At 59.2% G+C, this 12,471-nt stretch carries 13 protein-coding genes; 6 read left to right on the top strand and 7 right to left on the bottom strand.

What is annotated here, in order from left to right:
- Nucleotides 1–54 precede the first annotated feature (54 nt).
- Nucleotides 55–210 carry a DUF1127 domain-containing protein gene (locus tag ACMDCR_RS17740; RefSeq protein WP_284312003.1) on the bottom strand — a complete coding sequence of 52 codons (156 nt, stop codon included), beginning with the start codon at nt 208–210 and terminating at the stop codon, nt 55–57.
- Nucleotides 211–1,576: 1,366 nt separating this feature from the next.
- Between ACMDCR_RS17740 and ACMDCR_RS17745 the strand changes: the two genes are divergently transcribed.
- Both ACMDCR_RS17745 and ACMDCR_RS17750 read left to right on the top strand, forming a co-directional pair.
- Nucleotides 1,577–2,710, top strand: coding sequence for a sterol desaturase family protein (locus ACMDCR_RS17745; RefSeq protein WP_413987876.1), 1,134 nt, complete (start codon nt 1,577–1,579; stop codon nt 2,708–2,710).
- A 186-nt stretch (nt 2,711–2,896) separates the two neighbouring features.
- A complete protein-coding gene (locus ACMDCR_RS17750) occupies nt 2,897–3,823 on the top strand; it encodes a hypothetical protein (protein WP_413987877.1) in 927 nt (308 codons plus the stop codon).
- Nucleotides 3,824–4,004: 181 nt separating this feature from the next.
- Here the strand turns inward: ACMDCR_RS17750 and ACMDCR_RS17755 are convergent, their stop codons facing one another.
- Together ACMDCR_RS17755 and uvrA are read right to left on the bottom strand one after the other, a co-directional pair.
- Nucleotides 4,005–4,160, bottom strand: a complete 156-nt coding sequence (locus tag ACMDCR_RS17755; protein ID WP_413987878.1) for a DUF1127 domain-containing protein — start codon at nt 4,158–4,160, stop codon at nt 4,005–4,007.
- Between the two features lie 305 nt (nt 4,161–4,465).
- Nucleotides 4,466–7,390, bottom strand: coding sequence for an excinuclease ABC subunit UvrA (gene uvrA, locus ACMDCR_RS17760; RefSeq protein WP_413987879.1), 2,925 nt, complete (start codon nt 7,388–7,390; stop codon nt 4,466–4,468).
- Between the two features lie 126 nt (nt 7,391–7,516).
- Between uvrA and arfB the strand changes: the two genes are divergently transcribed.
- The gene (arfB, locus tag ACMDCR_RS17765; RefSeq protein WP_413987880.1) at nt 7,517–7,960 is read left to right on the top strand and encodes an alternative ribosome rescue aminoacyl-tRNA hydrolase ArfB; all 444 of its coding nucleotides are present in this window, start codon (nt 7,517–7,519) and stop codon (nt 7,958–7,960) included.
- Between the two features lie 172 nt (nt 7,961–8,132).
- On the opposite strand, the gene ACMDCR_RS17770 is transcribed toward arfB, so the two are convergent.
- Together ACMDCR_RS17770 and ACMDCR_RS17775 are read right to left on the bottom strand one after the other, a co-directional pair.
- Complete coding sequence (locus tag ACMDCR_RS17770; protein WP_413987881.1) at nt 8,133–8,789, bottom strand: HAD family hydrolase; 657 nt, start codon at nt 8,787–8,789, stop codon at nt 8,133–8,135.
- A 152-nt stretch (nt 8,790–8,941) separates the two neighbouring features.
- Nucleotides 8,942–9,409 (bottom strand): cupin domain-containing protein, encoded by a 468-nt coding sequence (locus tag ACMDCR_RS17775; RefSeq protein ID WP_413987882.1) that lies wholly within the window; start codon nt 9,407–9,409, stop codon nt 8,942–8,944.
- An 85-nt stretch (nt 9,410–9,494) separates the two neighbouring features.
- On the opposite strand from ACMDCR_RS17775, the gene ACMDCR_RS17780 reads away from it, so the two are divergent.
- Together ACMDCR_RS17780 and ACMDCR_RS17785 are read left to right on the top strand one after the other, a co-directional pair.
- On the top strand, nt 9,495–10,025 hold the full coding sequence (locus ACMDCR_RS17780; protein WP_413987883.1) for a regulatory protein RecX: 531 nt from the start codon (nt 9,495–9,497) through the stop codon (nt 10,023–10,025).
- A 79-nt stretch (nt 10,026–10,104) separates the two neighbouring features.
- Nucleotides 10,105–10,584 (top strand): DUF2938 domain-containing protein, encoded by a 480-nt coding sequence (locus ACMDCR_RS17785; protein ID WP_413987884.1) that lies wholly within the window; start codon nt 10,105–10,107, stop codon nt 10,582–10,584.
- On the opposite strand, the gene ACMDCR_RS17790 is transcribed toward ACMDCR_RS17785, so the two are convergent.
- Nucleotides 10,574–11,044 (bottom strand): MEKHLA domain-containing protein, encoded by a 471-nt coding sequence (locus tag ACMDCR_RS17790; RefSeq protein ID WP_413987885.1) that lies wholly within the window; start codon nt 11,042–11,044, stop codon nt 10,574–10,576. The two genes, ACMDCR_RS17785 and ACMDCR_RS17790, sit on opposite strands and share 11 nt — an antisense overlap.
- A gap of 74 nt (nt 11,045–11,118) precedes the next feature.
- Nucleotides 11,119–11,412 (bottom strand): ArsR/SmtB family transcription factor, encoded by a 294-nt coding sequence (locus ACMDCR_RS17795; protein WP_413987886.1) that lies wholly within the window; start codon nt 11,410–11,412, stop codon nt 11,119–11,121.
- A gap of 166 nt (nt 11,413–11,578) precedes the next feature.
- Between ACMDCR_RS17795 and ACMDCR_RS17800 the strand changes: the two genes are divergently transcribed.
- Nucleotides 11,579–12,466: a dihydrodipicolinate synthase family protein gene (locus tag ACMDCR_RS17800; protein WP_413987887.1), complete on the top strand. Its 888-nt coding sequence runs from the start codon at nt 11,579–11,581 to the stop codon at nt 12,464–12,466.
- The last annotated feature ends 5 nt before the right edge of the window (nt 12,467–12,471 follow it).

The raw sequence follows: 12,471 nt of genomic DNA on the forward strand, positions 1-12,471 counted from the left end.
ACCAATGAGCGCCGCCCAGGGGGCGAGCGACTCATTGGTATCAACCAGCGCCTATCAGGCGCGGGCTGCCTGACGCGCGATCGCGCGAACGTCGGCAGGGTTAATACCGATGTCGGCCAGATCGCGTACGTTCAGGCGCTTGAGTTCGGCCAACGTCTCGCGCTCACGGCGCCAGATGCGGACACGTTCGATCAAAGCAACGAACAACATGATAAGGTTCCTTCTTCGCAAACTGGCGCCCAAGCGAATTCTTTAGCGCCGTTCACAAATCCAATATGAGCCATCACGTGGCATTTCGCTAGATGCTGCACCGCACAACAAGAATGCACAAAACGCATGGCTTCATTCCAATTGTGTCACAATGTGATCAAAATTGCAGAGCGATCTGGATTCGGATGCAGCTAGCGCATGTCTTAACGAATAATTTAGGTGATCTGGGAGCGTGTAACAAGGGCCGCCCGCCCCCTTCGGACAATAGAGCTCCGGCAGCAGGCTTCGAACGAACTTCGGCGGCGAAAGGGCGCAGTCAGCAAATTGACCCCGATGGCTATCCACGAGAGCTAGGGCATTACCTCCTTTGAGATGATGCCCATATCCCTTGGTATTATATGGCAAATTAGACCCCCTTCTTAAGTGCCTTAGGAAGGTGAGTGCCGAGAGAATTCATGAAATCACGCTCGATGCCTTGCTTATATTTGGACATGACGTTCTCGTCATATCGATAGGAGCAGATATAAAGTCAGTACGTCTGAGCATCTGGAAATATTCTCTCTTCCATAATCTTTATATATCCATTTCGGGTTGGAATCATCGCCTTTTTTCATTCCTGCACATTTAATTACTCAAGGTCACCTTCGAACCTTTCCATATGGAAGTATCGATGAGGCAAGTGTTCACCTGAGGCAAGCAGCGAGGCAACCATGGTGCGTTACCGGCACGTGCGATAAAGCACAGAGCTCTCGCCCGTCACCCGCTATTTAGTCTATCACCGCCATGTCACGTCTGGTGCTGTATCCTCTTTAAATGCTAATATCACGAAAACATGTATAGACGGTAGAATGCGAAAATGTAATCTTACTCTTTGAAATAAAATAGACTAAGTAAAATGAATATATCAATACAATGGAAGCATTATCCGTGAGATTGAATAAAGCCCTCTTTCTAAAAACGCGGCATGTAAAATATAAGTTTAACGATAATGTATAGATATTTTAGGCATTTTTTTGTCGAACCGGAGTGATGTAAATTTTACCACTGAGTGGATTGAGGGCAGAATTGGAGGACTTACAATCTGTTCCGTTTGCACGGACTGCACTACCAATATCCCATGCGATACATGCTCGTGGGTCCGTACCAATAAAAGCTGAGGGCACGATGTCGTGATCCGCGTTGAGGAATTGCTGCATCAAACTAGAATGTTTGGCTGTCCTGATGTGTGCAAGGAACTCGAATCAAGGCAGATGGCCCGTTCTTCTGCTGCTTTTGATCGCAGCTGTGATGATGACGGGGGGCGCTACATAAAAGTGAGCACCACTCACTTTCAAATTTTGCGCAGCTCGGATCAACCGGGGGAACTATGAACGAGATCTATACGAATTTCAGCGCAATAAACTTGCCGATGTTCATAATCACGTGGGTCACTTTTTTCGTGGCCGCGGTCGCATGCTTTTTCCTCCAATTTAGGTTCAGTACCGAACATTCGGGCTTGTTGGGCTTTGTTCGTTATTGCTTCCCATTCGACGAGTGGTCGAAGAAGACTTCGGCGATCGATGTGGTGATGTACCTTGCCTCAAAGTTCATGAAAGCCGTCTATGGCGTCAGCGAAACCTTTTGTGCGACTTTTGTTGCCTTGTCGGTGGAGGCGGGGCTGTCCTATCTGTTCCCGAACCATACCCCGGCGGCTTTTGGTTTCTTGACCATCGTCATTTGCTCGATCGTTATTTTCATCGTCAATGATTTCATGATTTTCTACACCCACTACTTGCAGCATTTCGTGCCGGTTCTGTGGGAGTTGCACAAGGTCCATCACTCCGCCACCTTCCTCAATCCGGCGACGACCGATCGCACCCATCCTGTGGGCAACATGTTCGACCTTCTTGCCGCCGCTTTCATGGTCGGCGTAACGATGGGCGTGCTGGGCTTCATCTACGGCTTCAGCATTCCGGATCTGTTGGTGTTGTTCTTCAATGCCAAGATCCTGGGCTCGATCGTTATCATGAACGTATTGAGGCATTCCCATTTCCCTGTGAGCTTCGGTCCGTTCGACCGGCTTCTGCTCAGCCCGCATATGCATCAGCTGCATCACAGTTCGCAGATCCAGTACTGGGATAAGAATTTCGGCGACAAGCTTTCGGTCTGGGACTGGCTTTTCAATACGGCGATCATTCCGGCCAAGAACGAGACTTTCATCTACGGGCTCGGGAAGCCGGAGGAGGAGGAGTACAACGACGTTTGGGGCGCCTATCTCCTGCCGATGGTCAAGGCCTGGAGGCTGATCAAGCGGAACACCAAGGCGGCCCTTTCATCGGACGCGGCGGGGCGGCGCTTGCACACTCTTTGCGAGGGGGCCCTCTGGCGTGAACCGGGCGACGACAGCCCTTATCCCGACCCTGTGGTGTCGCCGCCCAAGCCAGCGGAGACGCATGGCATGCCCAAGCCGGCGGAGGCACATGTCATCCCGATGGTGCATGCTGTTCAAAAGCAGGCTTGAACGGGCGTGATGTCAACGAAGGCGCATGGAATTTTCCGTCCGACATTTTCTTCCCATCTTGACATGCCAAGGTGAATTCAAGGATGTCGAACCACCGGGCGGCACTCCGTCTGGAGCCGGGAATTGGCGGCAGAGGATTCTCGGTGCCGGCACGCTTATGCGCCGCGTCAAACAGGGTTCGGTGATATGAACGACGTTTCGACCGGCCCTTCCGGCGCTGGAGGCAAGGAATATCTGCTGGTTGCACGCATTGGGCGCAAGAGCCTGCACGCGCGCTGGCTTGCTCCCGCCTCGGCCCGGAACTTCGATGTTTTCCTCAGTTGCTATGATCCAGGCGTACCCGCCGAAACCGGTGAGGGCATCCGGTTCGAATACAGGAAAGGCAAGAAAGTCGAAGGCTATAGCGGCTTCCTCAACGAGCATGCCTCGCTCCTGCGCAATTACAAATATATCTGCTTCTTCGATGAAGATATTGACGTCAACGCTGGAGCCATCAGCGGCACCTTCGATGTGTGCAGAAAATACAACCTCAAGATTGCACAGCCGGCTTTGACATGGGACAGCCACTTCACCTTTGCGGCTCTGCTGAAGCAGCCTGGCTTTGACCTGCGTTATGTCAATTACATCGAGATGATGTGCCCCTTTTTCCGAGAGGATATTCTGGAGCGGATCGCGCCCCTCTATTCTCTTGGCTTTGAAAGCGGCATCGACGTCATCTGGTGCAATTTAGTTAGCGAAGGTCCCGAGGATTTTGCCGTGATCGATCGTTTCCCAGTACGGCACACGGAGCCGGTTGGGGGCAACAAGGCAGCCAATGGCTTTGTCGGCAAGCGCATCTACGAAGATGACATTTACGCCATCCTCAAGATGTTCAAGCTGCCTTGGCTGAGAACCGTGCCGTTCTCCGGCATCGCGCAATCCGGGGGACCGATCGCCAGTCGGCTTCATCTGTTCCTGTCCGCCATACTGCTGCTGGGGGCTGTCTCCCTGCAGAGACCGTTCATGTACCGGCTGCGAGCAGTCCTGGTTTATCTGCGCCATCTCATGCTCGGGCCCGCCCCCAATATCAAGGTGAGCCTTCCGAACAGCCATCCGCATATCATTCAGGGGTAGTGTGCAGTCATCGTGCCGCTGACTGGCGAGGGCAGGGGGCGATTGTCCCCAACGCTGGAGCCGATCTGGAGAACGCCGCGATCACCCGAGGACTTTCGGCGTCTCGCATACCCAAATAAAAAGCCGCCCATGGGGCGGCTCGTCATCGACCCGCTGAGCGGGTCATTCGTCGAACTTGCGATCAGGCGCGGGCGGCGGCGCGAGCAACCTTGCGGATCTCACTTCCGTTGATGCCGATGTCGGCGAGGTCGCGGGCGTTCAGGCGCTTGAGCTCGGTCAACGTCACGCGCTCACGGCGCCAGGCGACAACACGTTCAATCAAAGCAGCGAACAACATAGTCCTATCCTTGAGAGACTTCCCGGCCCCTTGGCATCAGGAACATCTCTGCCTCAGTGGTGATTGCATCTTCTTCACGCTGGGCGGTAACCGCCTTGCTTGAAGATGCGCTTATGAACTTCGTTTCGGCGTATTTTCTGTCTCCGTCCATGACGTTGTGTATAAATGAATCGATTTACGCGAGGTAGAGCCGCAAGCTCGAGGCAGGCATGCAAAAACGCATGCCAAAACGTTACCGGCTTAAAATATCGCTCGAAAATCATGCAATTGCACAATAGCTATGCAACGTATTGCATAGCTGCCGGCTATTCCGCCGCTTCACCGCGACGCCCTTGGGGGCGCCGCTCCATTACCTCCCGCAGGAATCGACCTGTATGCGAGCGCGGCTCCCTGGCGATCTGCTCAGGCGTGCCCTGCGCCACGACCTCGCCGCCGCCGTCGCCGCCTTCCGGACCCATGTCGATAACCCAGTCAGCGGTCTTGATGACTTCGAGATTGTGCTCGATCACCACCACGCTGTTGCCCTGGTCGACGAGCTCATGCAGCACCTCGAGCAGCTTGGCGACGTCGTGGAAGTGGAGACCCGTGGTCGGCTCGTCGAGGATATAAAGCGTACGGCCGGTGGAGCGGCGTGCCAGCTCCTTCGACAGCTTCACGCGCTGCGCCTCGCCACCCGACAGGGTGGTGGCCTGCTGGCCGACCTTGACGTAGCCGAGGCCCACCCGGGCCAGCGTCTCCATGGTGTTGCGGATCGTCGGCACCGCCTTGAAGAAGTCGGCGGCTTCATCCACCGTCATGTCGAGCACGTCGGCGATGGACTTGTTCTTGAACCTTACGTCGAGTGTCTCGCGATCATAGCGCTTGCCCTTGCAGACATCGCAGGTGACATAGACGTCGGGAAGGAAGTGCATCTCGATCTTGATGACACCATCGCCCTGGCAGGCCTCGCAACGCCCGCCCTTGACGTTGAAGGAGAAGCGCCCGGGCTGGTAGCCGCGCGCCTTGGCCTCCGGCAGGCCGGCGAACCATTCGCGGATCGGCGTGAAAGCGCCCGTATAGGTCGCTGGGTTCGAACGCGGCGTGCGGCCGATCGGCGACTGGTCGATATCGATGACCTTGTCGATCAGCTCCAGCCCGTCGAGCTTGTCGAAGGGGGCAGGGTGCTCCAGCGCCCCGTTCAGTCGACGCGCCACCGCCTTGTAGATGGTGTCGATCAGCAGTGTCGACTTGCCGCCGCCCGACACGCCGGTGACGCAGGTGAACAGGCCGAGCGGGACCTCCACCGATACGTCCTTGAGGTTGTTGCCGCGCGCACCGGTGAGCTTGAGAGACTTGCCCTTCTGCCGGCGGCGGCGCTCGGCCGGCATCGGCACGGACAATTCGCCCGTCAGGTATTTGCCGGTGAGCGAGGCGGGGTTGGCCATGATCTCTTCGGGCGTGCCGTGCGCCACGACCTGGCCGCCATGCACGCCGGCGCCGGGACCGACATCGACGACGTAATCCGCCTGCAGGATGGCGTCTTCGTCATGCTCGACCACGATCACCGTATTGCCGAGTTCCCGCAGGCGCCGCAATGTTTCGAGCAAACGCTCGTTGTCGCGCTGATGCAGGCCGATTGACGGCTCGTCCAGCACATAGAGCACGCCGGACAGGCCTGAGCCGATCTGCGAGGCAAGGCGGATGCGCTGGCTCTCGCCGCCCGAAAGCGTGCCGGAATTGCGCGCAAGCGTCAGGTAGTCGAGGCCGACATCGACCAGGAAGCGCAGGCGCTCGCGGATTTCCTTGAGAATGCGCGTGGCGATCTCGTTGTGCTTGGCGTTGAGCTCGGCCGGAAGCGCCTCGAACCAGACCTGCGCCTGGCGCACCGACATGGTGGAGACATGGCCGATATGATTATGCGCGATCTTTACCGCCAAGGCTTCCGGCTTGAGACGGAAACCGCCGCAGGCTTTGCAGGGTGTATTGGCCATGAAGCGGCCGATATCCTCGCGCGCCTGCTCGGAATCGGTTTCCTTCCAGCGTCGCTCCAGATTGGTCACCACGCCTTCGAAGGCCTTGCGCGTCTCATAGGAACGCAAGCCGTCATCGAAGGAGAAAAGGATCTGCTCTTCGCCCGAACCGTAGAGGAAGACCTGCTGCACCTTCTCCGGCAGGTCCCTCCAGGGGGTGGTGACGCCGAACCGGTAATGCTTGGCGAGGGCGTCGACCGTCTGATTGTAATAGGGGCTGGTCGATTTCGCCCAGGGGGCGAGGGCGCCCTTGCGCAGCGATAGCGTTTCGTCCGGCACCACCAGCACCGGATCCACCGTCATCTCCGTGCCCAGCCCATCGCAGGAGGGGCAGGCGCCGAAAGGGTTGTTGAAGGAGAACAGGCGCGGCTCGATCTCAGGAATAGTGAAGCCGGATACGGGGCAGGCGAATTTCTGGCTGAACATCACGCGCCTGGGCGAGCCGTCCTCCTCCTTCTGGTCGGCCAGTTCCACCACGGCGATACCGTCGGCAAGCTCCAGCGCGGTCTCGAAGGAATCGGCCAGGCGTGCGGCGATGTCGGCCCGCACCACAATGCGGTCGACCACCACATCGAGGTCGTGCTTGAGCTTCTTGTCGAGGGCAGGGGCGTCGGCGATCTCGTAGAAAGTACCGTCGATCTTCACGCGCTGGAAGCCGCGCTTGAGAAAATCGGCCAGTTCCTTTCGATACTCGCCCTTGCGGCCACGCACCACGGGCGCGAGCAGGAAAAGGCGGGTGCCCTCGGGCATCGCCAGGACGCGGTCGACCATCTGGCTGACGGTCTGGCTTTCGATCGGCAGGCCGGTGGCTGGCGAATAGGGGATGCCGATACGCGCCCATAGCAGGCGCATATAGTCGTAGATCTCCGTGACGGTGGCGACCGTCGAGCGGGGGTTGCGCGACGTCGTCTTCTGCTCGATCGAAATGGCTGGCGAGAGTCCGTCGATCTGGTCGACGTCGGGCTTCTGCATCATCTCCAGGAACTGGCGCGCATAGGCCGACAGGCTCTCCACATAGCGCCGCTGGCCCTCGGCATAGATGGTATCGAAGGCAAGCGAGGATTTGCCCGAGCCGGACAGGCCGGTGAAAACCACGAGCTTGTCACGCGGGATTTCCAGATCGACATTCTTGAGATTGTGCTCGCGCGCGCCGCGCACGGTGATGAAACGGCGGTCGGCAGGCGAAGGGACAGCGCTGCCGGAGGAGGGGCGGCCAGACATTCAGACGATCCTGTGGGCTTTCGCCGTGAGATAAGAGCTTTGTTAAGGAAATTGAAGGAGGGCCCTCGAAAATACAAGAACAATTCGTGAACTTATCCGCAGATTTTTGCGGCGGTGCGAAAGGTGATGGGCTATGCACGCGCGATGATCGAGATTACTCCCACCCTGTCCATCGACGAGCGCGAGATCGATGAAGACTTCGTGCGCTCCTCTGGCCCTGGCGGACAGAACGTCAACAAGCTCTCGACGGCCGTGCAACTGCGCTTCAATATCCGCACCTCGCCCTCCTTGCCGAACGAGGTCGCCATCCGCGCCCAGAAGCTGGCGGGCAGGAAACTGACGCAGGACGGGGTGGTGGTGATCGTTGCCCAGCGCTTCCGTACGCAGGATCGCAACCGAGAGGACGCGCGTGACCGCCTCGTGGCTCTGCTGCGCGAGGCAGCGACGCCGCCTCCGCCGCCGCGCAAGGCGACGAAACCGTCCAAGGCTGCCAAGGCAAGACGGCTGGAATCCAAATCGCGGCGCTCCAGCGTGAAGTCAATGCGCGGAGCGAAGATCTCGATGGACTGATACTGGGAGCGCGGACGTCTCGTCCGCTCTTGAAACGATACGCTTGCTAGACAGTGCCTCGATGATCGCCTGAGATTGAGGCCGTAAAGCAGTCTCGTCCTTCAACAATGGCGCTTTCCAATTCTCCCGCCCTTCGTTTCAGGAGCGGACGAGACGTCCGCGCTCCCAGCGATCACGCCGTGATCAGCATCTTGACCTGTTCCATCGTCTCGGCGATGTGATCGGCGCCGGCCGCGACCAGTGCTTCCTCGCTTGGTGGCATGTGGTGGAGCCCGCCGACGAAGCCGATTGCAACCATCCCAGCCGCCTTGGCCGCCCTGATGCCGACAACGCTGTCCTCGACCACCACCGTTTCGGAAGGTGCGACACCCATGGTCCTAGCCGCATGCAGGAAAAGGTCCGGCGCCGGCTTGCCGCGAGCCACCAGCTTCGAGCAGAAGATGTTGGGATAGACGAGTTCGAACAGATTGGTGACGCTAAGGCCGAGGCCGAGCTTGGCCGGCGGGCTGTTCGACGCGACGCAATAGGGAATGGTGAGCGTCTCCAGCACTTCGCGAACGCCGGGGATCGGATCGAGCCGGGTGAGATAGGCCGCTCTCAGCATCTGGGCGGTGGTCTGGGCATGATCGTGCGGCAGCCTCAGCCCGAAATCCTGCTCAAAGCGCTTCTCCAGGGCGTCCTGTGTCAAGCCGAGGAAGTGCCGCATGACATCTGCGGCAGTCACCTTCGCGCCAAGATTGCTCAGGGCTTCGGCCTCGACCTGCGCGGACAGGATTTCACTATCGACGAGAACGCCGTCACAATCAAAAATCACCAGAGAGAACGACATTCAAACCGCCCGGTACGAGGAAAGCAGTGACGTGCCCGCCAGAGACGGGTCCTGTCAAGCTCCGCCTGGGAACGCGGACATCTTGTCCGCTCTTGGAAACGGTAAGTTCGTGGGAAAGAAAGAGGCGGACAAGATCTCCGCGCTCCCAGGGATCACCCCCGATGGATCGGGTCGATCCAGCGAACGGATTCGGGCTTTTCCACCGGCTCGATATCGAGATTCACTGCAACCGCCTCGCCGTCGCTGCGCACCAGCACGCATTCCAGGACCTCATCCGGACTGGCATTGACCTCCTGGTGCGGCACATAGGGCGGGACATAGATGAAATCGCCGGGTCCGGCCTCCGCCACATATTCAAGATGCTCGCCCCAGCGCATGCGAGCCCGGCCCTTCACCACATAGATCACGCTTTCGAGATGGCCATGATGATGGGCGCCGGTCTTGGCATTGGGATGGATGGTCACCGTGCCGGCCCAGATCTTCTGCGCGCCGACACGGGCGAAATTGATGGCCGCCTTGCGGTCCATGCCGGGTGTCTGCGCCGTATTGGCATCGAGTTCGCCGCCCGGGATGACGCGCACGCCGTCATGTTTCCAGCGATGGTCGTGATCCCCAGTCATGCCGGCCTCCTGCCTTTGGGGCTCGATGATGGCGCGGCGGCCCGATATCCGGCAAGCTCTTTTGCGATTCGAAACGGATGGATGAATGCCTGCAGATCCCAACCTCGACCGCGAGGAAAGCTGGATGCGTAAATCCGCGCTGCATTATCTGGGCCAGCGCACGACCAGCATCGCCAATCTTCGACAGGCCCTGCAGCGCCGTGCCCGGCGCAAGCTCGGTACCGATGTCGACGCAACGGCGATGATCGAACGGACGATCGCCTATTGCACCCGGCTTGGCTTTCTGGATGACGCAGCTTTCGTCGAGGCCCGCATCCACATCGGCCGGAGCAAGGGCCATTCTACGCGGCGGATCGGCGCCGCTCTCAAAGCCAAAGGAGTCGATGCCACCGTGGTGGCCGCGGCCTTTGCCATTGACGATCGCGAGGCGGTGGAGGAGAGGGCGGCGGCACGGTTCGCCCGGCGCAAGCGAATCGGACCCTGGCGTCGGCCGGACCGCGACCATGATATCGAGAAGGAAATCGCCGCGCTGGCTCGGGGCGGCTTCGCGATTTCCCTAGCAAGGCGCGTCGTTATAGGAGACCCCGAGGAAATCGAAGCACTTTTGGAGACTTGAAGCGGCAGTCGACCATTGCGCCCGACAGCTGGGGGTGATTTGGTACGATCAATCCCTCTTTACTCTTCCTGGATTTCACATGTTCGACGTTCTCTGGCGCTCGGTGGCCATCGGCATTGGAGCGACCATCCTCATGGATCTGTGGGCGATCATCCTCTACAAATTCTTCGGAGAGAGCCTGCCGAACTGGGCGCCGGTGGGGCGTTGGTTCTGGCATCTGAAGGACGGCAAGGTGTTTCACGACGACATCGGCCAGGCCGCGCCCTATGCGCATGAACTGGCGCTCGGCTGGATTGGCCACTATGTCGTCGGCATTGCCTACGGGATCCTGCTGGTGATCTTCGCCGGGTCTGCGTGGCTCGACAGTCCCACCTTCATCCCGGCGTGGATCTTCGGCATCCTCACGGTTGGCTTTGGCTGGTTTTTGCTGCAGCCGGGCCTCGGCATCGGCTGGGCGGCTTCGAAGACACCGAGCCCCAACAAGGTGCGCTTCTTCAACCTCGTCGCCCACACGGTCTTCGCCCTGGGTCTGTGGGGCACGGCGCTGCTCATTCGCTGATATCGCGCCAGGACGCGAACATTGCCGCCTGGCCGTGGCGGGTGCCCGCTTCATCGAACAACTCCCACACGATGGCATTCTCGATAACGAAGCGCCGTCCGGATTTGGCGATGCGGATGCCGGTGTAATCGCTGATGAAACCCTGCCGCCGCACGATATCGAGAAGGCGCTGGCGTTCCTCGCGATTAGGAAGCTCGGCCGACAGGCGTGAAGGCAGGCGCGTCAATTCCTCCCAATCGTATTCAAAACAACGCTGTACAGCCTTGTTTCCATAGATGAATATTGGATCGTTGGCCGTGTTGTGGGCGAGCACGCAGAAGGGAGCAAGCTCATAGAGCCAATGCGCTGCCCCCGGTTCCGCGCCATTGGCCGGAATCAGGGGCCGGCCAACAAGGCGGGTGAAGCTGCTGTTCAGAAGATCAGCAAAAACGGGATCAGTCGCAAGGACGGGCGCAGGCATTGACGAAGACCAGGTTGGCTCAGGCTTCGTCATAACATGCGATTGTGCGCCACGGGGGACGGAAATCCCGAGCCTCATTCCTTCGAGGCAGGCGGCGCATTGCGCGCATTGACCCAGCATTCGATCACCTGAAGAGCGATCGGCTGCAAGGTGCACAAGCGCACCCGGCCGACCTTCCGCGTCTGCACGAGCCCGCTAGCCTCGAGGACCTTGAGGTGCTGAAGCACCGAGGGCAGGGACATCGTGATGGGCCGCGCCAGATCCCGAACGGAAGCCGGACCCAGGCTCAACCGTTCCACGATCAACCGGCGGGTGGGATCGGAGAGGGCCTGGAACATCAAATCGAGCGAGGGTGGCGGCGTTGTCATCGCCGCCAGCTAATCAAGCAGATGTCCCTGCTGCAATACACACTTTGCTAAATGGATAACTATTTCTTGTGCGGCCAAATCCCGCCAGGCTCAAGGCTGAGCTTGCCACTGACATGTCAGCCTGTTACACATAAATACATATTGAATGAGTGCGTTGGATTTAGTGATGAAGCACGGACATTTCGGCCTCTCTGCGGCATTGGCGACACCCTTCGACGCGAGGGGGCAGATCGATAAGGCGCGCGCCATCACGCATGCCCGCTGGTGTCTCGCCAATGGCTGCGGGAGTGTCACCTTGTTCGGCACCACAGGCGAGGGGGCTTCGATCGGTACGACCGAGAGGGAGCACCTGCTCGCTTCTTTTCTCGACGCAGGAATCCAGCCCTCCGAGATCGTGGTGGGCGTGATGGCCAACAGCGTTCCAGATGCTGCCCTTCAGTCCACACAGGCGCTCAATGCCGGCTGCCGGGGCGTGCTGCTGGCGCCGCCATCCTATTTCAAGGGGCTCAGCGACGACGGCCTGTTTGGCTGGTTCGCCGGCGTTTTCGAGACGCTCGGCACCAAGGCCCGCAGCTTTTACCTTTACAACATTCCGTCGGTGACAGCGGTCGAGCTCTCTGTTGCCCTCGTGGGGCGTCTGAGGGCCACATTTCCGCACGCAGTGGCCGGCATAAAGGATTCGTCCGGCAACTGGCCCTTCACCCAGACCCTGCTGGCCGCCCATCGCGATATCGCGATCCTGATCGGCGACGAGCGCTACCTGGCTTCGGGCGTGCGGCTCGGCGGGCAGGGGGCCATTTCGGGCATGGCCAATATCTGCCCCGAGCGCATGGGCGCCATGGCTTATGAGGGGCGCGACGATACCGCCCTCGCCAGCCTGGTCGATGACCTCGTCAAATATCCAGTCATCCCGGCCGTGAAGGCTTTGATCGCCCATCGCTCGGGCGATGACGCCTGGCGGCGGACGCGTCCGCCGCTCCAGTCCCTTGCCGAGGCCGACGCGAAGCGGCTCGGCGGCCTGCTGGATCATCTCCAGCAAACTAAAGCGGCTTAGAGAAG

It is taken from the genome of Labrys okinawensis, from assembly GCF_047345005.1.
GTDB classification, from domain to species: Bacteria; Pseudomonadota; Alphaproteobacteria; order Rhizobiales; family Labraceae; genus Labrys; species Labrys okinawensis.